Consider the following 23657-nt stretch of genomic DNA (forward strand, 5'->3'; position numbering starts at 1 on the left):
GCATGAGGATCAAGGGAACCGACATCAGCAAGCCCATCCTCCAGGATGTCCTCGACCCGACAAAGAGGCCGAATGCCACCATGAGGATTGGCCAGACGACCAAGGCGGCAAAGACGATCACACCCATACCTGAACCCACGCCTGCCCCCTCTTGTCACCGGCCCGGCGCGCATCGGCAGTCTTCTCTCCGATCACGCATCATTATTTGAACACGTTCAAATGGCTCGTGGCTAGCGATCTGACCCGTATCGTTCGCCGGGTTGCAGGCAAGTAGCACGGTTCGCTGAAGTCGTCCTCGCCAGCCTGCGAGGCATGCGCCACGTTCAACGTCGGCGACTGATCGGGCTGCTGCTCGACCTCCCCAGCGGATGCCCTTCTCGCTGCGGGTGCGGGCGTGTTCGCGACGCTGGGCGGCGAGGACGTCACGGTGGCGGGCGTTGGTGTTGCGCCATCGAGGTAGGCGTACAGCGCCCGGGGCTGTGCGGGGTGGCTGCGGTGGTTGGAGTTGAGGATGGCGAACTGCCGCAGCGGTACGACCAGCACCTGTGCTCGACGCGACGAACGGTGGCATCACGCACTACGCCCCCAACAGATGGGATCACGGGGCCGGTTGGATCGTCACTCAGGTCGAGTACGCCAAGCCGGAACTGGTCGTGATCGGCCCGCCGCTCAAGCCCGTCGTTCCGCAACCCACCACATGACACCGTCTCCTCTCGGCTGCCGGCGTCGGCCGCAGGACATCCGTCCCGGCCACGCCGGGAGAATTCCGGGCTTTGCCGGCCACCACCGCAGCCGGGCCTACTGCCATCGGCACCTCCCTGTGCGCCCCCGAGCGCCGGGCCTGCCCAGGGGCTCCCTGGCGTGGCGGGTTATGCGTCCGTCCGGCACAGCGCGTACAGAACGGCCATGGTGTGCGTCGTCGTCCGGCAGGGCGTCTCGGCGGCGAGCGCACGGCCGGCGGCCAGCAGCAAGTCCGCCGCGTCGCGCACCGTGCAGCACGCCTGGAACTCCCCTGCGATGCCGAGCTGTTTCGCCAGGTGACGGACCTCTTCCTCGTGCGTGACGAGCTGACTGCGGAGGGCTCCGGTATCGAGAGGCCGCAAACTCTCTGTATCCATCCGACCACGGTAGCGATCCGCCTGCGCTGATTGCGCCCCTTTCTAGATATATCTGCGAAGGTTTTTGGTCGCCGAAGACATGTGAACACAGGTCCAGTTGGTCCATGTACACATGTACGTACGGATGACGACCACCGCAGTCATCCGGTGACGCAAACCCACAGCCTCGCACCTCGCCGCAGGACTCCATTCCGCAGCGCTGCTGGTGCATGCCCCGCGAACGGTCGACGTGGGTGCGGGTGCACTCAGGGTTTCCCGCATTCCTTTGAGCGGGGCTCGTCCGGCCTGCTCAGCAGCTCGATGCCGTGGGAGCACAAGCATCCTCGACAGGGAGTCCCGCACGACAGGGACGCGTGGCCGTCAGTCAATGAGGCACTCACCTTGGCCGGCTGCGACGGCGCTGATGCGGCGGGTGGTCGACGGCCTGACCGGCGACAGGCCGGTAGCCGCACCGGACCGCTGGGCGGTCCCGGCTGGCCGACGAGGGTGAGACTCTCGCCGTCCGCACGTGCTTGCTCATCGTCCTCGACGAGGAGTGGTGGCATCGCATGTACGCCGAACGCCACCTGGCCGTCCTCGAGGAACGGGCTGACTCATGGACCGACGGACAAGCGGCCCAGACGGCGTACCTCCACATGCCTGCCACTCACGAAGACGCCAAAGTGGGACACGACAGGCCTGCTGGACACGACAGGCCTGCTGGAAGGGAGTATCCGCCCGTGGGGATACCGAGCTCGCTTCGCTTCCTGGGGACAGGCACAGACACCGGGCGGCGCCGGTCAAGGCGCCCCCGATTGCGTGCCACAGCGGTCACGGTCGCGCTCGCCGTGGCAGCGGCGGGCTCTCCCGCCTCCCGTCCGTCGGACCGTACCGGGACTCTCCATGGAGGGGAGGACCGGCACCTGGAGTCCGCTGTGATCACGGTGAATCACGCCTACCAGGTACCCGATCGGCTGCCGAGCGCAGAACCGGGCACGCTGATCGCGGCTACAGACCATGGTCCTGATGCGCGGCTGGGGAGCGCGCGACGCTGGACGGTGCTGTACCAGTCCACCAACGCACGCGGCGCGAACGTTGCTGTCAGCGGCACCGTGCTGCTGCCGTCGGGCCGCGCTCCGCAGGGAGGGTGGCCGGTGGTGTCCTGGGCACATGGAACGACCGGCGTGGCCGACGCGTGCGCACCGTCACAGTCGGCGAACCTGGGCTCGGAGGTCTTCGCTCAGGAGCTGCGCACGCTCCTGCGCGCCGGGTACGCGGTCGCCGCCTCGGACTACCCCGGGCTGGGCACCCCGGGCCCGCACACCTACCTGGTCGGCGCGGACGAGGGCAACGCCGTGACCGACATCGTCACCGCGGCTCGCCGCCTGGTGCCCGGCCTGGCGCCGGTGTGGTTCGCTGTCGGGCACTCACAAGGGGGGCAGGCGGCGCTGTTCGCCACCCACACCGCGCGCCGGACGGGCGCCCAGCGGCTTGGTGCGGCGGTGGCCATTGCCCCGGCCAGCCACCTGGAGGCCATGCTCGCGGGCGTGAAGGCCTCGCATGTGCCCAGCGAGCTGTCTTTCGCTTTCTATTCGCTCGTCGGCCTGGCCGCGATCGGGCCCGGTGGCCCTGCGACGGATCTGCGCTCGCTGCTGGGGCCCTCGGCGGCTGCCACGGCCTCCCGGGTCATCGCCGACTGCGTGACGCACAGCCATCCCGTGCTCAAAGGGGTGAACACCGAGCGGATGCTGCCACTGAAAGGCGATCAGCTGCGGCGCATGGGTGAGCGGATGGGCGCCTACGGCGATCCGGACCGCTCCGCCATCACCGTTCCCACCTTGGTCATCCAGGGTGACGCCGACCAGGATGTGCCGCCTGCCTGGACCGACGAGGTCGTGGCCCGCCTGCGTCGCCTGGGCTCCCCCTCCCTGGTCTATCGCGTCTACCCCGGTGCGGGCCACGATCAGGTACTGGGGCAGTCCGTCTGCGATCTCCTGGTCTTCCTCCGCGCCCACGGCGGGGCCGGTGTCTGTACCCCGCCCCCGAGCAGCCACGGTTGAACCGGTTGGGCAGGACGCCGAGCCCTGTTTCGGTGTCGAACCGACCGCTGCGTTCGACGGCGCCTTCGCCGCAGGCGCCTGACGACTGCGGTCATGGACTGTCAGCCGGTGTGGCTGGCGGGCCGCGATGGTGTTCACGACGACGTCATGGCTGGTCAGGGGCCTGTCACGCCGGTTCATCGAGATGTGGCGCGAGTACGGCAGCCGCCGCCTTGGTCCGCGGCGATCGTCGTTGAGGGTGACGGACGGGCGGTCGTGCCGGCTCACTGCCTGCCACCGGCGGCGGAGGTACTCCGCGGCGGAGGCTGCCGTGTGGTGCTCGCATGCGACGCTGACCAGCCGGTATGCGGGGCGAGGTGGCGGATTGCGCGGGTGGTCTTCCGGCGAGGTTCGGGGTGTGCCGACGTGCTCGGCCCGGCTGCCGGCTGGAATCAGCGGAGACATGTGCCAGAGTGGAGGCACCGAAACGGCGCGGTCAGCGCGCGGACGGGACAGGAGAGGGCGCCTGTCATGTCCATCCATTTCGATCCCCGCAGTGCGGCGACGCCCCGCCCCGTCTCCGTCGACCGGCGGGGCGAGGAGTACGCGGACCTGTTCGGACAGGCCCCGGTGATCTTTGCTGCGCTCAGTGGGCCGGGACACCTACTGGAAGCGGCGAACTCGGCATTCTTCGAGACGCTCGGGTGCGACCGCGGGCGCCTTGGCGAGCCGGTCGGAGAGGTGATTCCGGAACTGGCTCCGCAGGGCGTCCTCGACCGGCTCGATGGGGTCTACCGCACCGGCGTCGCGTACCGGGCCCGGGACGGACGGCTTCTGCTGGGCAGGCCGGGCATGCAGCGGGAAGGCTTCTTCGACGTCACCTACGAGCCCCGCCGGGACACCGCCGGCCGGATCGACGGGGTCGTGGTGATCGCGGTCGAAACCACCGCGTACCACCACGCTCATCTCCTGGCCGCCGAGCAGCGCGCGCTGCTGGAGCAGATCGCACGTGACGCCCCGCTGGACGAGATCCTCCGGGGGATGGCCACGGCGATCGAGGAGCTCTCCCCGGACATGCTCGTCTCGGTACTGCTCGTCGATCCCGACGGACAGCGCCTGCGGCACGGCACCGGCCCACGCCTGCCCGACTTCTACAACGAGGCGGTCGACGGGGCACCCATCGGCGAGGGCGTCGGCTCGTGCGGCACGTCCGCTTTCCGGCGTGAACCCGTGATCGTCACGGACATCGCCACGGATCCCCTGTGGAAGGACTACCGTGACTTGGCACTGCGAGCCGGGGTCGCCGCGTGCTGGTCCACACCCATCCAGGACGCGGACGGCCGACTGCTGGGCACCTTCGCGATGTACCACCGCACCCCCAAGGCTCCCGAGGCCACGGACATGGCCCTCAGCGCCTCCTTCACCCGCATAGCCGCGCTGGCCATCGAACGCCATGCCGCGGTGGAGGCACGCCGCGCCGCCCAGGAACGCGAGAAGGCCGCCCGAGAGGATCTGGCCTTCCTGTTGGAGGCCAGCACCGCCATCACGGGCGAGACACACTATTCGAACAGCCTCCAGCGCATGGCCCGGCTGACCGTCCCGATCCTGGCGCCGCTGTGCGCTGTCCACGTATCCGAGTGCGGCCAGACCCAGCGCATCGCCGTCGCCGCGTCGACCCGGGAGGGGGAGAAGCTCCTCTCCTCCCCCACGCTGTGCGACGAGGTGGACGCCGCTGTCGCCCGCGTACTTGCCTCCGGCGCCACCGAGTCCGCCCCCGCGAGCGCCCTGCGCGCCCGGCTCGGCGTCAGGGACTATGTGTGCGTGCCGCTGGCGACCAGGGGCCGCACCTTCGGAGCGCTGACCCTCCTGGCCACCGACCTGCCCCTGGACGAACGCGACGTCTCGCTGGCCGAGGAACTCGCCCGCCGTGCCGCTTCGAGTGCCGACAACGCCCATCAGTTCACCGACCGCGTCCGGCAGTCCCACGATCTTCAGGCAGGCCTGTTGCCTCCCGAGTTGCCCAGGATTCCCGGCGCCGCCCTGGCGGCCTCGTACCATCCCGCAGGTGAGGGCCTCGAGGTCGGCGGCGACTTCTACGACGTCTTCCCGCTGCCCGGCGACCGCTGGGCCCTCATGATCGGCGACGTCTCCGGACGCGGCGCTCTGGCGGCCACCACCACCGGAATGGTCCGCCACACCGCACGCGCCGCCGCCCGCCTCCTCGACGAACCGGCGGCCGTGGTCACCGCCATCAACGACGCCTTGACGGGGAACACGACCGATGACGACCAGTTCGTTTCGCTCGTCTACGGAGAACTGCGGCACAGCGCGTCCCACCTCACGCTCAACCTGATCCGAGCAGGTCACGTACCGCCGCTCGTGCGCCGCGCCGACGGCACGGTCGTAGAACTCACGGAGCCGGGCCTGCTGTTGGGTATCGGTCCTGACCCCGGCTTCTGCCCGTGCCGCATCGACCTGTACCCCGGTGACAGCCTCGTCCTGGTCACGGACGGCATCACCGAGGCCCGTTCCGCCGACGGCGAGTTCTTCGGCGAGGAGCGCTTGGCCGACGCGCTCGTCGCCGTCCGGACCACGACGCCCTCAGCCACTGCCGTCGTCGAGTCCATCACCACCGCAGTCACCGCGTTCGCAGGCAGTGCCACCCTCGACGACCAGGCCGCACTGGTGATCACCGCCGTCTGAGGGTCACGATGGCGCGGCATGCGCTCTGCCGCCCTCGTTCTCCCCGCCGGTGGGGACCGCCCCAGCGGTGCGGCAACATGCTCGGACACCTGTAGTGTCCGGCCTGCTGCGTACTGACAGCGTCCTTGGAGATGGCAGGTACTGCTGGTGCCGGCCCGTCTGCGGTGCGGCGACACACCGAATCCGAGACCTCTTCGAGTACCCGCCCGGAGAAGGTCTCGGCGCGGTGGCGCAGTTTGCGCATCCGACTGCACCTGCCGGAGGACGCGGTGTTCGCGACTGGAGGTACAGCAAGGTCACGAAGGATCCGAAGGCCGGGGAGAACCCCACAGAGTCTCCGCCGGCGTCCGGCCCCACTCGCCGGGCTGCACCATGGCCCGGTACGGGCACTCGTGCAAGGACGGGGCGCGCCGACTGACCGCCTCCGGTGCGGGCCGACTCGGCCCGTCATCTCTCGTCCGGAGGGTTCTTCCCTCAGCGGTCTCATTGCGATCGGTTCCCGGCTGGGCGTGAGCGATTGCGGTCTTGGTTACACCAACTTAACGTCCGAGGAGTCGGGTTCTTCCGATAACGCCGATATCAACTTGTATGTCGGCTTCCCCGTGCCATCGAACGGAGCATTCATGTCGGTGATGACCGGTACTCCGCCCCTGCAGCAGTTCGGCCAGCAGATGGGCGGCCCGCAACAGCAGATCGCCCAGGTCGTCCAGCAGGCGATCCAGCAGGCGTGTCAGCAGGCGAGCCAGCAGATCGCGCAGCGGATGCAGCAGACGCTGCAGCAGATCCAGCAGGTCCAGCAGCAGCTTCAGCAGCAGGGCCTCGCCCATCAGGCGCACCCCTACCTGGCTCTCGCCCTGCACCACACGCTGCAGCAGGGCGTCCGGAGCGCGGTGGAGCAGTCCGTGCAGCAGGCGCTGCCGACCGCGATCGTAACGCTGCTCCAGCAGAGTCAGCAGAGTCAGCAGAGTCAGCAGCCGTGGGGGGGCGGGTTCGGCCAGCAGTCGTTCGGCCAGCAGTTCCCCCAGTACCAGCAGCCCAGCTTCGGCTACGGCCAGATGGGTCAGCCCTTCGGTATGGGCTGACCTGAGGCGGCAGCGCGATGCGGTGTGTCCCGGAGTCGTTCCCGGGCACACCGCATCACCGTGGAAGCACAGGCCGCCCGTTGCCCACAGGAGCACACACAGGACGTAGGCGTGGTGAAGGTGGAGGCAATGGTCAAGGAAAGGCCCGGGAACAACCGGGAGAGCGGATCCGAAGGCACACAGCCGAATAGGTCGGTACCTGAGGGCAAGGCGGCGGGGCCAGGCAGGGAAGGTGCTCGCTCACCGCGGACGGTTCAGCCGCGCCGGGAACGGTACCTGGTGGCACCGCTTCCGCAGCATCTGCTCCCGCCAGGGGTGCCCGAACTCGGCATGGACGCGGTGTGTGACCGGCTGGAGCAGATGCCCGAGGTCAAGGTGATGCGCAGGCTCCGGCCCTCTGCAAAGGCCCAGCCGTACGGCCTTCATCCCTCCTGTCCGGAGATCGCGGTCGTAGAGGCAGCCGAGGCCCTGATCCCGGTGATGCGGTCGCTGCACGTACACATCGAGCCGGACCTGCCATTGGCCGGAACCGGACCGGCCACCATGCCGACCGCGGGAATTCTGCCGCTACGCGACCCGGGGCTGGTCATGCAAATGGAGCAACCCGAGGACATCTCCCTGCGCGTGTGTGGCCCGGACGGCGAACCCTTGGCCGGCGCCGGGGTATTCCTGATCGGAGCGACCTGGCCGAGCCAGGGTGTCACCCGGGCGGACGGCACGGTCACCATCACGCCGGCCACCGAGACCGCTCGCTCCATTGAGTCCCTGTACGTCCGGCCCGCAGGCGGATACATGGACCGCTGGATTCATCGGCCCGACCTGTCCGCGGGCGGGGAGAACGTCGTCACTCTCACTCCACTGACGCAGGTGTACCCGGAGCTGGAGGAACGGCAAGGTTACGGCTGGGGCCAGCAGGCCATGCGGCTGGACCGGCTGCCCCCCACGTTCCGCGCCTTCGGCGTCAAGGTCGCCCTCATCGGCTCGGGTGTCAGTGCCGACCATCCCGACCTGAACCAACCCGTGCGCTCCGGGGTCGATCTGGTACGCGGCACGGACGACGGCTGGGCACGTGACGTGACCGGCTCCGGCACACATGCGGCAGGGATCGTCGCCGGGGCGGACACCGGCAAAGGCGTCATCGGCATCGCAGTCGACGCCGAGATCGAGGTCTGCAAGGTCATGCCGGACGGGCATTTCAGCGACCTCATCGCGGCCCTCGACCACTGCATGGAACGCGAGATCGACATCGCCCACATCGCGGTGGCCGTCCCGTACCCGTCGGCGCTGGTCTCCCGCAAACTCGCCGACGCCCACGCGGCCGGGATCGCCTGCGTCGCCCCGGCGGGCGACACGGCCGGGCCGGTGGCCTTCCCGGGCTCGCTGCCCACCGTGTTCACCGTGGGCGCTCTGGGAGTCTTCGGCTCGTATCCACAGCAGACGTCCCAAGCCTGCCATTCAGGAGCACAGTTGACACCGGAAGGGCTGTTCGCCGCACCGTTCAGCTGCCACGGCCCGGGAGTGGACGCCGCCGCACCCGGTGTGGCGGTCCTCTCCTGCTCGCCGCAGGGCGGCTACACGGCCCTCGACGGAACCGGCACCGCCTCGGCCCACGTCGCCGGCCTTGCCGCTCTCGTTCTCGCTCACCACGAGGACTTCCACGGCCAGTTGCTGCCCCGCGGACCCGGCCGGGTCCACCATCTGTTCGAGATCATCGCCGCCAGCTGCCGCCAACTCGCCGCCCCGGGCACCGCGGAGGCGGCCCGGGTCGGACACGGCCTGCCCGACGCCCTGGTCGCCCTCGGCCTGGCCCCCGGAGTGCAACTTGCTCCTGCGATGTCGCCCTACACCCCCTCCATGGCCGGTTGAACCAACCCGCGCGGCAAGCTAACCCAACGGCACCCGCTGTGCAGGACGGGTGCCGTTCGGCTTGTCGCGGTGAGGTCCCTACGTCCACCGGCTACCAGGCTGCCGGGCGCGGCCTGAACCGCTACCGCAAGCGGCAGCTTGCCTTGCGGACCAAGCTCCAGAAGAAGCGCACCAAGAGCGCCAAGCGCCGGTTGAAGGAGCGCTCCCGCCGCGAACAGCGGCACGTCAAGAACACCAACCACATCATCACCAAGACGATCGTGACCGAGGCTGAACGCACCTTTGCCGGGATCTGCCTGGAAGAACTCAAGGGGATCCGGCAGAGGGTACGGCCCCGCAAGCCCCAACGGGTCACCCTCCACTCCTGGGCCTTCGCCCAGCTCGCAGACTTCATCGTCTACAAGGCCAAGCGGGCCGGTGTGCCCCTGGTCCTCGTCGATCCCGGGTACACGTCGCAGATATGCGCCGAGTGCGGCCACGTCGACAAGCGCAACCGTGTCGACCAGGGGCTTTTCATCTGCCGGGGGTGCGGGGTCGTTGCCCACGCCGACCGGAACGCTTCCCACAACATCGCCCAACGCGGCGAGAGGGTGTGGAACGCGGGGCGTGAGTCACGCGTCCCTGCCACCCCGTAAGGGGTGTCTGGACGGAGGAGCCAACCCAGCAGCCAGTTGGGCACTACGTCCAAACCCGGCCCTTCAAGGCCGGGTCAAGTTGACGGATCCTGAAGCATGCGCCCGGATGACTGGCACCTCACCGAAGACATCGACGACTTTCTCGCCCGCGCCGGAGACTTCCTGTGCTCGCGCCCCGTCATGCACAACACGCCGCTGACAACGCTCGAGAAACTGCGCACACGTGGGGCGAACGCATACGGTGCCGAAGCCACCGTCTTCGGCCGAATGGAGTCAGGGGGCGAGGTCCGCGCCATCTTCTACCGCACTCCGCGCGGCCGCCTGACCCTCACCGCCCTCTCCCCCGAGCAGGCAGAAACTCTCGCCGCCCATCTGACCGATCTCGGCCACCCCTTCTCCGGTGTCACCGCGGACCACGACACCGCCACCGCTTTCGCCGAGGCCTGGCAGCGGCACACCGGCGCGGCGCCGGTACGCGACTGGCGGGGCCTTCTCCACCGGCTCGGCACGCTCACCCCGCCGGAACCGGTCCCAGCGGGCCGGGGCCGACCCGTGGGCGAGCGCGACCAAGAGCACCTCATGCGCTGGTGCCGCGAGTTCGCCGCGGACGTCGGGGAAGTCGTCTCCATCGACGCGGCTTCCTGGGCCGGCACACGCTTCGCCGAGAAGCGCTACACGTACTGGGAGACCCCGGACGGCACGCCCGTCTCCATGGCGGGTGCGAACCCGATGGTCGCGGGCCAGGTCCGGGTGGACCCCGTGTACACCCCGGCCCACCTCCGCGGTCGCGGCTACGCGGGCGCCGTGACGGTCGAGGTGAGCCGAGCCGCGCTGGCCGCAGGCGCCACGGATGTCGTCCTGTTCACGGACCCGGCCAACCCCACCAGCAACGCCCTGTACCGGCGCATCGGATACGTCCCGGTTGCCGATTTCACTGGTTACAGCTTCTCCTACGGCCGACCAGAAGCCGGCTGGGAATACGACCGACGCAACACACAGCTGCCGCCCGGAAGCTGACCGGCCGGAAGCGACGCCGTCACGCCGCCAGTCGGTCCGCCCAGGCCTGGTCCAGCGTCCGCGCCGGCGCACACCGCCCAAGCCGCCACCCCCTTCAAGGTGCTCGCCTTCTATGACGGCACCTACGACGCAGCGCACATCAGCTTCGGCCACGAGGCCAACACGTGGTTCCCGCAAGCCGGTGCGCAGAACGGGTTCACGTACACCTCGACCACGGACTGGAGCGAGCTCAACACCGCGAACCTGGCCAACTACCAGGTGGTGATGTTCCTCGACGACTACCCGCACACCGCGGCCCAGCAGTCCGCCTTCCAGACGTTCGTGTCGAACGGAGGCGGCTTCATCGGCTTCCACGTCTCGGCGTACAACGACGACACAAGTGACTGGCCCTGGTACCACAACACCTTCCTGGGCACCGGCACGTTCAAGAGCAACTCCTGGGGGCCGGCCTCGGAGACGCTGAAGATCGAAGACACCGTCCACCCGGCCACGGCCGGCCTGCCGGCCACCATCACCTCATCGGTCAGCGAGTGGTACAGCTGGCAGAACGACCTGCGGCAGCACCCCGACATCGACATCCTGGCGTCGATGGATCCGTCGGCATTCCCGATCGGCACCGACCCCAACCAGACCTGGTACAGCGGCTCTTACCCCATCGTGTGGTCCAACCGCCACTACAAGATGGTCTACAACAACTTCGGCCACAACGCGATGGACTACTCCACCAACACCACTCTGTCCTCGACGTTCGCGAGCGCCCAGCAGAACCAGCTCCTCCTGCAGGAGATCAAGTGGGCGGCGGGACAGTCCGGTCCGGTCACCCCGCCCCCCACCGTCACAGGCCCGATACACGGATACGGCAGCAAGTGCGTGGACGTCGCCGGCGCGAACACGGCCAACGGCACGGCGGTTCAGCTCTACGACTGCAACGGCACCAGCGCGCAGAACTGGACGGTCGGCGACGGCACACTCACCGCACTCGGCAAGTGCATGGACGTGACCGGGGCCGGCACCGCCAACGGCACCAAAGTGCAGCTGTACGACTGCAACGGCACCGGCTCGCAGGTCTGGCAACCGGGGGCGGCCGGCTCCCTGGTCAACCCGCAGTCGGGCAAATGCCCAGGCCGAGCTGATGGGGTCACCTGCCGCCGGTCCTCATCCGGGCCGGCAGACCACCGGAACTCCTCGATCTGCCCACCGGCGCTCCGCTCGGAGTCGGCGGCGTTCCCCTCGAGACGACCACCCTCGACCTGCGCCGTACCGCTCCGCGGAGGAGACCTGCGGCCGGCTCCTGCAGCGGCCCCGGCACCCCGCCGGCCGCGCCGACGTCGCCCTGCTCATCGCCCGAGTACAGAACGGTTGATCGGCGACGGACCGCGGACTGCCTTGTGGCCCGGGGCGTCACGCATGCGGCGTGGCCTCTTGGAGTCGGAGGAACAGCGGGGTCGCGGGCGGCAGGCTCCCGTCCACGGGCGTCACCTGCGCCGCGATCCGGGCCGCGGCGTCGGGGATGAAGGGCCGCAGTTCCTCGGCGAGGACACGACACGCCGCAACCAGGGCGGACAGGACCGCGTCGAGGCGTTCGCCCGCAGCGGCATTGCCGTGGCGTTCCGCTCGGGCCAGCTCCCAGGGCCGCGTGACATCGATGCACCGGTTGGCCTCCTCCACGATGTCCCAGGTGGCGCCCGTGGCGCGGCGGAAGTCGAAGTCGGCCAGGGCCGCGTCGATCCGGGCGGGAGCCTTCGCGCACACGTCCAGCAGCGTCATCACAGTCAACCGGTCGGTGCCGAGCGAGGGCACCGTCCCACCGCGGTAGCGGTGGACCATGGTCACGATGCGGTGGACGAGGTTGCCGAGGCCCCCGGCGAAGTCCGCGTCGGCGCGCGCGATCAGCCGGTCGGGGGTGAAGTCGGCGTCCCCGACGCGGGGGACCTCACGCAACAGCCACCAGCGCACCGCGTCGGTGCCGTACGCCTCGGCGAGGGCGACCGGGTCGACGGTGGTCCCGCCGGATTTGCTGATCTTGCGGCCGTCGACGGTGAGGTAGTCGTGGACGAGGATGTCGGTGGGCAGCGGCAGACCGGCCGACAGCAGCATCGCCGGCCAGTACACGGCGTGGAAGCGCACCACTCCCTTGCCGATCAGATGGGTACGGCGCTCGCTCGTCACCCACCACTGGCCGTAGGCGGGGTCGTCGGCGCCGTAGCCGAGGCTGGTGACGTAGTTGCCCAGCGCGTCCCACCACACGTAGACGACCTGGGTGGGGTCGCCGGGCACGGGGATGCCCCAGCCGCGGGCACGGGTGTGGGAGCGGGAGACGGAGAAGTCGTGCAGGCCGCCCGCGATCAGGGACAGGACCTCGTTGCGGCGGGCGGCGGGTTCGATGCGCAGGGTGCCGCCGTCGATCAGCTCATGCAGCCGGTCGGCGTAACGGGACAGCCGGAAGAACCAGTTCTCCTCCGCCACGAGCTGCGGCTCGGTGCCGTGCTCGGCGCAGCGCCCGTCGACCAGTTCGGCCTCGGCGTAGAACTGCTCGCAGCCGACGCAGTACAGGCCTTCGTAGTGCTTGCGGTACAGGTCTCCCGCCGCCGCGCACCGGCGCCACAGCCGCTCGACGCCGACGCGGTGGCGCGGATCGCGGCTGGTACGGATGAAGTCGTCGAGCGACAGCGTGAGCGGGCCCCGCAGGGCGGCGAAGGCCTCGGCGTTGCGGTCGACCAGCGACTGTACGTCGATGCCCTCGGTCTCGGCAGCCAGGACGTTCTTGAGGGAGTTGTCGTCCGTCCCGCTCAACAGGCGTACGTCGGCGCCCCGTTGGCGTCGGTGCCGGGCGAGGGTGTCCGCCTGGACGAGCTCCAGGGCGAAGCCCAGGTGCGGGCGGGCATTGACGTACGGGATCGTCGTGGTGATGTAGTGGCGAGGTGCGGTCATCGGAACCTCCTGTCAGGGAGACGAGGCCCGGTCCGCACAACCACGTCGAGGCCCCGTCACCGGGGCCTCGGATTCGTCACGCGTCCATGCTCAGCAGCCCCGTCGACGGGGCATCATCCGATGCTGAGGCCAAGGCGTGATCATGAGGCAGATGCTAGCAGCCGGGCATGCGGGACGGCATTCGGTTTTCGCGAGGCCACGGCTTGCCTGACGAGGCGGCCTGGACGGTGCGGTGGCCGGCTCTTCAACGGCCGGACACAGGTTCGGGTCCTGCGCCGGGCCAGGCCCAAGGGCAACGGGAGGCTCTGCGGTGGAGCAGGTCCAGAGCGCACAATGGGTGCATGACTGGTCGCTGGCAGTTCTGGATCGACCGTGGTGGCACTTTCACCGATGTCGTGGCGGTGACACCGGATTCCGAGCTGGTCAGCCGCAAGCTGCTGTCCGAGCAGCCGGAGGCGTACCGGGACGCGGCGGTCGCCGGTATCCGCCAGATGCTGGGTCTGGAGGCGGACGAGCCGATTCCGGGCGACCGGATCGAGGTGGTGAAGATGGGCACCACCGTCGCCACCAACGCGTTGCTGACACACACCGGTGAGCCGACCGTCCTGGTCGTCACCCGGGGCTTCCGGGACGCCCTGCGCATCGGCTACCAGAACCGCCCCCGCATCTTCGACCGGCGCATCCTGCTTCCGGAGGCCCTGTACGACCGGGTGATCGAGGTGGAGGAGCGGGTGGGCGCACACGGCGAACTCGTCCGTCCACTCGATCTGGACGCGGCGCGCGAGGCGCTGGCCGCGGCGTACGCGGACGGTTTCCGCAGCGCCGCGGTCGTCTTCCTGCACGGCTACCGCCATTCCGCGCACGAGGCGGCCGTCGCCGAGGCGGCCCGCGCCATCGGCTATCAGCAGGTCAGCTGCTCGCACGAGGTCAGCCCGCTGATCAAGCTGGTACCGCGAGGCGACACGACCGTGGTCGACGCCTACCTCTCCCCCATCCTGCGCCGCTATGTGGACCAGGTGGCCGCGGAGCTGAACGGCGTACGGCTGATGTTCATGCAGTCGGGGGGCGGCCTGCGCGAGGCGGGCCGCTTCCGGGGCAAGGACGCCGTGCTGTCCGGGCCGGCGGGTGGGGTCGTGGGCATGGCGCGCGCCGCCACCGGAGCGGGCCATGTCAGGGCGATCGGCTTCGACATGGGCGGCACCTCGACCGACGTGTCCCACTACGCGGGCGAGATCGAACGGGTCCTGGGCACGCAGGTGGCCGGGGTGCGGATGCGGGCGCCGATGACGGACATCCACACCGTCGCCGCGGGCGGTGGCTCGATCCTGCACTTCGACGGCATGCGCTACCGCGTCGGCCCGGACTCGGCCGGCGCCGACCCCGGCCCGGTCTGCTACCGGCGCGGCGGTCCGCTGACCGTCACCGACGCCAACGTCATGGTCGGCCGCATCCAATCAGCCTTTTTCCCCCGGGTGTTCGGCAAGGACGGCAACCAGCCGCTGGACGAGGCCGCGGTCCGTGCCCGGTTCACCGAGCTGGCCGAGCAGACCGCCGCGGCGACCGGAAAGCGCCGCAGCCCGGAGGAGGTCGCGGTGGGATTCCTCGACATCGCCGTGCTCAACATCGCGAACGCGGTGAAGAGGATCTCCGTGCAGCGCGGCCGCGACATCACCCGCTACGCGCTGGTCGCCTTCGGCGGCGCCGGCGGCCAGCATGCCTGCGCGGTCGCCGACCGGCTCGGCATCGACACCGTCCTGGTCCCGCCGCTCGCCGGGGTGCTGTCCGCGTACGGCATCGGAGTGGCGGACGCGGTCGCGCTGCGCGAAGCCTCGGTCGAGGCCGCCCTCGACCGGCCGGAGACGGCAGCCCGCGTCCAGGCCGTCCGCACGGAGCTGGAGGAACAGGCACGCACCCAACTGCGCGAGGACGGTGTGCCGGACGCCACTGTCCGCACGGCCGCCCGTGCCCTGCTGCGCTACGAGGGCACCGACTTCTCGCTGCCCGTGCCGCTGGGCCCGGCCGACGACATGCGGGCCCACTTCGAGCACGACCACCGCGACCGCTACGGCTTCACCATGAGCAAGCCGCTGGTCGTCGAGGCCATCGAGGTCGAGGCCACCGGTTCCTCCGGCCCGCGGACCGCCACGCCGACCGCCCTGCCGCCGCAGACCAGCGCACTGCAAGAGACCGACACCGTACGGATGTTCACCGAGAACCGCTGGCAGCCCACTCGGCTGTACCGACGCCGGGACCTGCGCCTCGGTGACAGCGTCGAGGGCCCGGCGATCATCGCCGAGGCGGACGCGACCACGGTCGTCGACCCCGGCTGGCGGGCCGCGGCCGACGAGCACGGCGACCTCGTCCTCACCCGCTCCCGTCCCCGCCCGTCCCGTACGGCCGTCGGCACCACCGTCGACCCGGTGATGCTGGAGGTCTTCAACAACCTGTTCATGTCCATCGCCGAGCAGATGGGTGTACGGCTGGAGAGCACCGCCCACTCGGTCAACATCAAGGAACGCCTCGACTTCTCCTGCGCACTCTTCGCCCCCGACGGCAGCCTCATCGCCAACGCGCCCCACATCCCTGTGCACCTGGGCTCCATGGGTGAGTCCATCAAGGAGGTCCTGCGCCGCAACCAGGGCTCGATCCGGCCCGGCGACGTCTACGCCATCAACGACCCGTACCACGGCGGCACCCACCTGCCCGACATCACCGTCGTCACCCCGGTCTTCGACGAGGCCGGCGAACGGCTCCTCTTCCTGGTCGCCTCGCGCGGCCACCACGCCGAGATCGGCGGCATCAGCCCCGGATCCATGCCCGCGTTCAGCACCGTCATCGACGAGGAGGGCGTGCTCTTCGACAACTGGCTGCTGGTGCGCGACGGACACTTCCGCGAGGACGAGACCCGCCATCTGCTCACCAGCGCCCGCTTCCCCTCACGCGACCCGGACACCAACCTCGCCGACCTGCGCGCCCAGATCGCCGCCAACGAGAAGGGCATCCACGAACTGCGCCGGGTCATCGACCAGTTCGGCCTCGATGTCGTCCACGCCTACATGCGCCACGTCCAGGACAACGCCGAGGAATGCGTACGCCGCATCATCGCCACCCTCGACGACGGCGAGCACCGCTACGAGACCGACAACGGCGCCGTCATCCAGGTCGCCCTGCACATCGACCGCGAACAGCGCAGCGCCGTACTGGACTTCACCGGCACCTCACCCCAGCAGCCCGGCAACCTGAACGCACCCACCTCCGTCGTCATGGCAGCGGTGCTGTACGTCTTCCGCACCCTCGTCGCCGACGACATCCCGCTCAACAGCGGCTGCCTGAAGCCCCTCGACGTCCGCATCCCCGCGGGCTCCATGCTCTCCCCCGCCTATCCGGCCGCCACCGTCGCCGGAAACGTCGAGACCTCCCAGGCCGTCACCGGTGCCCTGTACGCCGTCCTGGGCGCCCAGGCCGAGGGCTCCGGCACGATGAACAACGTCTCCTTCGGCAACGATCGCTTCCAGTACTACGAGACCGTCGCCTCCGGCGCCGGCGCGGGCGAGGACTTCGACGGCGCGGATGCCGTGCAGACCCACATGACCAACTCCCGCCTGACCGACCCCGAGATCCTGGAGTGGCGCTACCCGGTGCGCGTGGAGGAGTTCCGCATCCGCGAGGGCAGCGGCGGCGACGGCCGCCGGCACGGGGGGTGCGGAGTGGAGCGCCGGATCCGATTCACCGAGCCGATGACGGTCGCCGTCGTCTCCGGTCACCGCCGCATCCCGCCCTACGGGATGGCCGGCGGCAAACCCGGCGCCCTCGGCGAGAACCTGATCGAACGCGCCGACGGCAGCACCCATCGACTGCGCGGCTGCGACACGGCGGACGTCGCGAGCGGCGACCTCCTGGTGATCCGCACCCCCGGCGGGGGCGGATACGGACCCACCGACGGCATCGCGCCCGCTCAGTGACGGTCGGATGCTCGGGACCGCCGTGAGGTCCACATGCGCCGAGAAGAAGCACTGTCGATGCCGCCGACCCGCGCGCAGCCGGGGTCGGTGTACAGCGTGTCGACCAGCGAGACGAGGACACGGACCAGGTCGACACCGAGGAGGTTCAGGTCGCCCGCGCGCCCCGCCCTCTCGGTCGGAGCACATGCCGATCACCTGTCTGGCTTATATCGTGAAGCGAAGTGGTCAATCTTCCCAAAAGTGTCGAATCGGCTCACCGGGTCTGCGCCGCGGGTGGGGCTGGAGCTCTTGTGCGACCCGTTCGGAGGAGGACGCGATGACGGACGTGGCGAGCAGGCGGGACGCGGGTGAGCGGCCTGTGGCCCCGGAGCGGGTCATGACGCTCACGGTGAACGGACGGTCGTACGCACTGCGGATGGACACGCGGGTCACCTTGCTGGACGCCCTGCGGGACCGGCTGGGCCTGGTGGGTACCAAGAAGGGCTGCGACCAGGGCGCCTGCGGCGCATGCACCGTCCACGTGGACGGCCGCAGGGTGCTGGCCTGTCTGACCCTGGCGGCGCAGGCGGAGGGTCGGGCGATCACCACCATCGAGGGCATCGCCGGCGCCGACGGTCCGCACCCGGTGCAGCAGGCGTTCATGGAGCACGACGCCTTCCAGTGCGGCTTCTGTACGCCTGGCCAGATCATGTCCGCGGTGGCGCTGCTGGCCGAAGGCCGGGCGGGCTCGGACGAGGAGATCCGGGAGTTCATGAGCGGAAATCTGTGCCGGTGCGGCGCCTATCCCAACATCGTCGCGGCCATACGCGAGGCGGCCTCCCGGGGAGGTAGCGATGCGCGCCTTTGACTACGTCAAGGCCACCGACACCCGCGAGGCGGTGCGGTTGCTGGCGGAGGACCCGGCAGCGTCCTGCCTTGCGGGCGGCACGACACAGCTCGACCTGATGAAGGACGGAGTCCTGGAGCCGCCGCGGCTGATCGACATCACCCGGCTCCCGCTGCACGGCATCGAACGACGCGGCGAGACCCTTCACGTGGGGGCCCTGGCCACCATGGAGGAACTGGCCGCCGACGCCACGGTGACCGAGCGCCTGCCCATGGTGCGCGAGTCCCTCCTGCTGGGCGCATCGGTGCAGCTGCGCAACATGGCCACCATCGGCGGCAACCTGCTGCAGCGCACCCGCTGCCGCTACTTCCGCGACCCCACGGTCGGCGCATGCAACAAGCGCACGCCGGGTTCCGGCTGTGCCGCGGTGCAGGGTGCGGCACGGATGCACGCCGTGCTCGGCGCGAGCGAGCAGTGCATCGCGCTGCACGCATCCGACCTGGCCGTCGCCCTGGTGGCGCTCGACGCGGTCGTGCACATCCAGGGGCTGTCGCAGGCCCGCACCGTGCCGCTGACGGAGTTCTACCTGACGGCCGACGACAGCCCCCAGCGCGAGAACGTCCTGGAGCACGCCGAGCTGATCACCGAGGTCGAGATCCCGCTCCCGCCGCCGGCCGCCCGGTCGGGCTATCTCAAGGTCCGCGACCGGGCATCGTACGAGTTCGCCCTCACCTCGGCCGCGGTGCTGCTCGTCGTGGAGGACGGCACGATCCGTCAGGCCCGGGTGGGCCTCGGCGGCGTGGGCACGAAACCCTGGCGGGCCTACGAGGCCGAGCACGTGCTGACCGGCGCGTCCGCCACGACGGCCACGTTCCAGGATGCGGCCGAGGCGACGATGCGCGATGCCTTCACCGTCCCCGGAACAGCGTTCAAGGTCCCGCTCGCCCGGCGCACCCTGGTGCGCGAGTTGCAGACCGTCTCAGGAGTGACCGCATGAGCACCGTGGAAAGCAGGCCGCGGGTCGGCACGGGCGTCAACCGGGTCGACGGCCCGCGCAAGGTCACCGGCACCGCCCCGTACCCGATGGACTTCAGCGTCCCCGGCCAGGCCTACGGTGCCCTGGTGCAGAGCACCGTCGCCGCGGGCCGGATCGTCCGCATGCACACCGACGCGGCCGAAGCCGCCCCCGGCGTGATCACCGTACTGACCCACGAGAACGTCCCGAAGGTCGGGACGGGCCCAGTGACGGTCCTCGGAGCCTCGCCTCCCGCACCGCTGCGCAACGACCGGATCGTCCACCACGGGCAGCACATCGCCTTCGTGGTGGCCGACACCCCGGAGCAGGCCACCGCAGCGGCGCGGCTGGTGCGGGCCGACTACGACGCCACGGAGCCGCTGCTGGACCTCCAGGACCCGCGGGCCGAACAGCTCGTCGACCCGTGGGGGACGGACACCTCGCGCGGCGACACCGCCGCAGCGCTGGAGTCCGCGGAGGTGACCCTCCGGGCCACGTACACCACGGCGGCCAACACCCACAACCCGCTCGGCCTGTTCGCCACCCTGGCCGTGTGGGAGGGCGACAACCTCACCGTCCACGACACCAGCCAGTGGCCGTCGATGGTGCGCACCACCCTCGCCATGGTCTTCGGTATCCCCGAGAGCGCGGTACGGGTCCTGGTCCCCTACGTCGGCGGGGGCTTCGGTGCCGGGCTGCGCGCATGGCCGCATGTGGTCCTCACCGCGATGGCCGCCCGGATGATCAAGCGACCGGTCAAGCTGGTGCTGACCCGGCCGCAGATGTTCACCTCCATCGGGCACCGGCCCAGTGGGGTGCAGTGGCTGAATGTAGGTGCCACGCGCGACGGTGCACTGGTCGCCCTGGACCACCGCAGCCTCAGCTCCCTGAGCATGGAGGACACCGACTACGAGCCGTTCTCGTCGGGAAGCGCCTTCGCCTACCGGTGCCCCCACGTGATCACACAGGACCGGCAGGCCCGGCTCAACATCGCCGTGCCGACGTCCATGCGCGCCCCGGCCGAGGCGCAGGGCAACTTCGCGCTGGAGTCCGCGCTCGATGAGCTGGCCCGCAAACTGCGCATGGATCCCCTGGAGCTGCGGCTGCGCAACCACACCGACGTCGACCCGCGCAACGGTCTGCCCTGGTCCGGCAAGTCGCTCCTGGAGTGCTACGAGGTCGGCGCGCGGCGCTTCGGCTGGTTCGACCGCAATCCCGAGCCGTGCTCCATGCGTGACGGCAACTGGCTCGTCGGCTACGGCATGGCGAGCGCGTGGTTCCCCTATTTCGCCCAGCCCTGCGCGGCGCAGGCCACCGTCAACAGGGACGGCAGCGCACTGGTACGCAGTGCGGCGACCGACATCGGCACCGGCACGTACACCGTCATGGCCCAACTCGCCGCAGAGGAGCTGAGCCTGCCCCTGGACCGGGTCCGCTTCGACCTGGGCGACTCCGACATGCCCAACTCGATGATGGCGGGCGGCTCCGGCCTCACCGGCGCACTGGGCAACGCCGTGCACGACGCCTGCCGGCGACTGGTCCGCTCGTTCGCCGAACTGGCCTGCGACGACGCCGACTCGCACCTGCTGGGCTGTTCCCCGGACGACGTGGAGTGCACCGACGGGAGGGTCCACCCCGCGGGCCGCCCCGACCTCGGGGAGCCGTACGCCGACATCCTCGCCCGGCACGGGCTGTCCGAGCTCACGGCGAACGGGAACAGCACCCCGCCGGTCCCCACCGAGCTGGGCATGTCCCTCGCCGGCGCGTACGGCGCGAAGTTCGTGGAGGTCCGGGTCGACGCGGACCTCGGCCTGATCCGGGTGGCGCGGGTGGTGTCCGCGATCGACGGTGGCCGCATCCTCAACGAGAAGACGGCGCGGAGCCAGATCATCGGCGGGACGGTCGGCGGCATCGGTATGGCCCTGTTCGAGGACACGGTCACCGACCCGCGCACCGGGCGCATCGCCAACGGCACGTTCGCCGACTACCTGGTCGCGGTCAACGCCGATGTCCCGGACCTGGACGTGGTCTTCGTCGGCGAGCCGGATCGCGGCACCGCCACCGGCACCAAAGGCATCGGCGAGGTCGGTCTGGTCGGCATCGCGCCCGCGATCGCCAACGCCGTGTACCACGCAACCGGCAAGCGCATCCGCGATCTGCCGATCACACTCGACGCCGTGCTGTGAGCGGCCGTCGAGCGCGCGCCAGACGTCGAAGCCGCCCCCTTCTACACATACCGCCCTTGGCAGCCCGCCGTCACCGACCACAGCGACGTCAACGCGATCACCGAACTCGCGATGCTCGCCGACGACGCCGGGTGCCCAATCTCCGTCGTCGCGGCTGACGTGCCTGCGGCAGCCGCCATCACGTGCGGTGGCCAGTGAGGTTTTCTCCGATTCTGCTGGGGCTGAGGGTGACGTGCTTGAGGGTTCGCCAGCGTTCCTTCAGTTCCCCCGCGGTCCGCTCGCCGCGCGCCATCACGTGTCTGATCAGCGCATTCGTGGCGCGGATTCCTCGGTCCAGGGCGGTCTCGGAGCGGCCTTTGGGGCGGCGTACGGGCACGTGAATGCCGATGCGGCGCGGCCAGGAACTGAGCGCGGCACAGGTCCAACTCCTCGTGCAGATCAGGAGCTTGGGCGGCCAGCGCCGCCTGGCGGAACGGGCCCAGGGCGCGAGAGCCCCTCGGCGTGCGATCCCGCGCCGGTGCGCGGCCGGCAACCGGGCGAGGAACTCCACGATGTGGCGTGGGACGTCGAGCGCGGCAGTAGGGGACCAACGTGAAGCCGTCTTGCCGGCCGGTTTTTGATGGTGCGGCTGATCCGGTTGAAGAAGTTGGTCGGCGCGATCTCCAGGTTGATCGCGCCGATCTGCCGACCCGGCCAAACTCGCGCTCATGGACCTGCCGACCCCGGCGTGACTCCCTACCGGCGAAGGACGCGCATACGCGAAGTGGTCCACGGGTCGGTGTCAGTGGACCGGTTCGAGATGGTCGGCGCCCGGTCGCCCGGCGCTCAAGTGGGCGGTGAGGAAGCGGGCGGCGCGGTCGAGTGCGGCGTCCGCCTCGTCGAGGCGGCCGTAGTGGTGTTGGAAGACGTGGGGAAGGCCGGGGCCGACTTCGAGCGTGACCTCGACGCCGTCGGCGCCCGCGCGGCCGGCCAGCCGGACCGCGTCGTCGAGGAGCACCTCGTTCGCCCCGACCTGCACGAGGAGTGGGGGCAGTCCGGTGAGGTCGGCGAACACCGGACTGGCCAGGGGATGCGCCCGGTCGCCTGCGCCGACGTAGAGATCGGCGTAGGCGCGCACGTCGGCCTCTGTGAAAATGGGGTCGGCGCTCTCCTTGGAACGGATGCTTCCTCCAGCGAGGGTGAGGTCGGCCCAGGGGGAGAAGACGACCAGGGCGGCTGGTTGCGGCAGCCCGGCCTCCCGGGCGGCGAGCAGAGTCGCGATGCTCAATCCGCCACCCGCGGAGTCACCGGCCATGACGAGGTCCCGTGGGTCGGTGCCCGACGCCAGCAGCTCACGGTAGGCCGCGAGACCGTCGTCGACAGCCGCGGGGAAAGGGTGCTCGGGCGCCAGCCGGTAATCCACCGACGTCGCGCGCAGCCCGGCACGGCGGGCCAGTTCACCGACCAGCCCTGCGTGGGTGTCCGGTGAGCCGATGACGTAGCCGCCACCGTGCAGGTAGAGCAGTCGGCCACGGCCGGAGGCTTCGGCCGGCTCCAGCTCCAGGGTCGGCCGCCCGCCCAGGACGGTCCTGCGGGTGACCACGCCCTCCGGTGCGGGGCGGGTGACAGCCGCGGTGAAACCGCTGCGCTGCTCCTCGGGAGTGGGCCGCCTCTCGCTGCGAGGGGCGGAACGGAGTACGGCGTCCAGGGCGTCGCGCTGCTGTCGGGACATGCGGGGCCTCCATGGGTCGGGGTGCGAGGATGGATTCCTTGGAATCCACCTGCTTGCCCCAACCGGATTCCAAGGAAGATGATTCCCAGGAATCTACTGGAAGGCTAATGTGAGCCACATCACCCCGATCTTCACCGATCTGGTCCGCGTCGAGACCCGGCTCTACAACGCGGTGAGCGCCCGGTTGCGCGCCGAACAAGGGCTGGGGCTGGGACAGTTCGAGCTTTTGGAGATCATCGACCGCGTGCCGGGGTGCCGCGTGCTCGACATCGTCGGCGAACTGGCGATCACCGTGGGGGCCGTCAGCAAGGCGGTCGACCGGCTGGTGGCTGCGGGCTGGTGCCTGCGGGTCGCGCACCCCCAGGACCGCCGCTCGTCCGTCCTCCGCCTCACATCCGCGGGTGAGAAGCAGTTGTCCGCTTCCCGCCCCGTTGTCGAAAGCGAGCTCATCTCACTGACCACGGCGGTTCGCCCCGACGACCTGGCCCGCATCTCCTCAACCCTGGCCACCCTTCGCGCAACCCTCGAGGCGGGCTCCCACGGCCGGCCGGGATGAGGGGAATTCGGGGGCGCCGCGGGAGTTTGCC

15 protein-coding genes and 5 pseudogenes are annotated in these 23657 nt (G+C 70.0%); 14 read left to right on the top strand and 6 right to left on the bottom strand.

The features are described 5' to 3' along the window. Positions 1–352: 352 nt before the first annotated feature. Positions 353–531, bottom strand: a pseudogene (locus tag ACWCQS_RS40595) (integrase); the annotation flags it as partial. A 14-nt stretch (positions 532–545) separates the two neighbouring features. Between ACWCQS_RS40595 and ACWCQS_RS40600 the strand changes: the two are divergent. Continuing rightward, positions 546–701, top strand: a complete 156-nt coding sequence (locus ACWCQS_RS40600; protein WP_451009154.1) for a hypothetical protein — start codon at positions 546–548, stop codon at positions 699–701. 168 nt (positions 702–869) lie between these two features. Here ACWCQS_RS40600 and ACWCQS_RS40605 read toward each other — a convergent pair whose 3' ends face one another. Further along, a complete protein-coding gene (locus tag ACWCQS_RS40605) occupies positions 870–1118 on the bottom strand; it encodes a hypothetical protein (RefSeq protein WP_388635283.1) in 249 nt (82 codons plus the stop codon). 175 nt (positions 1119–1293) lie between these two features. Then, positions 1294–1420, bottom strand: a pseudogene (locus ACWCQS_RS40610) (CGNR zinc finger domain-containing protein); the annotation flags it as partial. 612 nt (positions 1421–2032) lie between these two features. Here ACWCQS_RS40610 and ACWCQS_RS40615 point away from each other — a divergent pair. From ACWCQS_RS40615 to ACWCQS_RS40650, 8 genes and pseudogenes are all read left to right on the top strand, one after another. Then, positions 2033–3157, top strand: a complete 1125-nt coding sequence (locus tag ACWCQS_RS40615) for an alpha/beta hydrolase family protein (RefSeq protein ID WP_451009155.1) — start codon at positions 2033–2035, stop codon at positions 3155–3157. 510 nt (positions 3158–3667) lie between these two features. Continuing rightward, positions 3668–5839: a SpoIIE family protein phosphatase gene (locus tag ACWCQS_RS40620; RefSeq protein WP_451009156.1), complete on the top strand. Its 2172-nt coding sequence runs from the start codon at positions 3668–3670 to the stop codon at positions 5837–5839. 623 nt (positions 5840–6462) lie between these two features. Further along, positions 6463–6921, top strand: coding sequence for a hypothetical protein (locus ACWCQS_RS40625; protein ID WP_451009157.1), 459 nt, complete (start codon positions 6463–6465; stop codon positions 6919–6921). A gap of 279 nt (positions 6922–7200) precedes the next feature. After that, positions 7201–8787, top strand: a complete 1587-nt coding sequence (locus tag ACWCQS_RS40630) for a S8 family serine peptidase (RefSeq protein ID WP_451009158.1) — start codon at positions 7201–7203, stop codon at positions 8785–8787. 80 nt (positions 8788–8867) lie between these two features. Next, positions 8868–9422, top strand: a pseudogene (locus ACWCQS_RS40635) (RNA-guided endonuclease InsQ/TnpB family protein); the annotation flags it as partial. 96 nt (positions 9423–9518) lie between these two features. Next, positions 9519–10439 carry a GNAT family N-acetyltransferase gene (locus ACWCQS_RS40640; protein WP_451009159.1) on the top strand — a complete coding sequence of 307 codons (921 nt, stop codon included), beginning with the start codon at positions 9519–9521 and terminating at the stop codon, positions 10437–10439. 99 nt (positions 10440–10538) lie between these two features. Next, positions 10539–11549 (top strand): annotated as a pseudogene (locus ACWCQS_RS40645) (ThuA domain-containing protein); the annotation flags it as partial. Between the two features lie 26 nt (positions 11550–11575). Further along, positions 11576–11802: pseudogene (locus ACWCQS_RS40650) on the top strand (SpoIIE family protein phosphatase); the annotation flags it as partial. A gap of 38 nt (positions 11803–11840) precedes the next feature. Here ACWCQS_RS40650 and metG read toward each other — a convergent pair. Then, positions 11841–13370, bottom strand: coding sequence for a methionine--tRNA ligase (metG, locus tag ACWCQS_RS40655; protein WP_451009160.1), 1530 nt, complete (start codon positions 13368–13370; stop codon positions 11841–11843). Positions 13371–13711: 341 nt separating this feature from the next. Here metG and ACWCQS_RS40660 point away from each other — a divergent pair, with 341 nt between their 5' ends. The 4 genes from ACWCQS_RS40660 to ACWCQS_RS40675 all read left to right on the top strand — a co-directional run bounded on the left by ACWCQS_RS40660 (position 13712) and on the right by ACWCQS_RS40675 (position 21359). Next, positions 13712–17332, top strand: a complete 3621-nt coding sequence (locus tag ACWCQS_RS40660; protein WP_451009161.1) for a hydantoinase B/oxoprolinase family protein — start codon at positions 13712–13714, stop codon at positions 17330–17332. Between the two features lie 316 nt (positions 17333–17648). Beyond that, on the top strand, positions 17649–18179 hold the full coding sequence (locus ACWCQS_RS40665; protein ID WP_451009162.1) for a (2Fe-2S)-binding protein: 531 nt from the start codon (positions 17649–17651) through the stop codon (positions 18177–18179). Next, the gene (locus tag ACWCQS_RS40670; RefSeq protein ID WP_451009163.1) at positions 18166–19155 is read left to right on the top strand and encodes an FAD binding domain-containing protein; all 990 of its coding nucleotides are present in this window, start codon (positions 18166–18168) and stop codon (positions 19153–19155) included. Before ACWCQS_RS40665 ends, ACWCQS_RS40670 begins: the two co-directional genes overlap by 14 nt. After that, positions 19152–21359 carry a xanthine dehydrogenase family protein molybdopterin-binding subunit gene (locus tag ACWCQS_RS40675; protein WP_451009164.1) on the top strand — a complete coding sequence of 736 codons (2208 nt, stop codon included), beginning with the start codon at positions 19152–19154 and terminating at the stop codon, positions 21357–21359. The genes ACWCQS_RS40670 and ACWCQS_RS40675 overlap by 4 nt, the downstream gene beginning before the upstream one ends. Positions 21360–21537: 178 nt before the next feature. Here ACWCQS_RS40675 and ACWCQS_RS40680 read toward each other — a convergent pair whose 3' ends face one another. Together ACWCQS_RS40680 and ACWCQS_RS40685 are read right to left on the bottom strand one after the other, a co-directional pair. Next, the gene (locus ACWCQS_RS40680) at positions 21538–22068 is read right to left on the bottom strand and encodes a hypothetical protein (protein ID WP_451009165.1); all 531 of its coding nucleotides are present in this window, start codon (positions 22066–22068) and stop codon (positions 21538–21540) included. A gap of 72 nt (positions 22069–22140) precedes the next feature. After that, positions 22141–23070 carry an alpha/beta hydrolase gene (locus tag ACWCQS_RS40685; protein ID WP_451009166.1) on the bottom strand — a complete coding sequence of 310 codons (930 nt, stop codon included), beginning with the start codon at positions 23068–23070 and terminating at the stop codon, positions 22141–22143. 109 nt (positions 23071–23179) lie between these two features. On the opposite strand from ACWCQS_RS40685, the gene ACWCQS_RS40690 reads away from it, so the two are divergent. After that, positions 23180–23626 (top strand): MarR family winged helix-turn-helix transcriptional regulator, encoded by a 447-nt coding sequence (locus ACWCQS_RS40690; RefSeq protein WP_451009167.1) that lies wholly within the window; start codon positions 23180–23182, stop codon positions 23624–23626. Positions 23627–23657 lie beyond the last annotated feature (31 nt).

Source organism: Streptomyces sp. NPDC002076 (assembly GCF_053593835.1).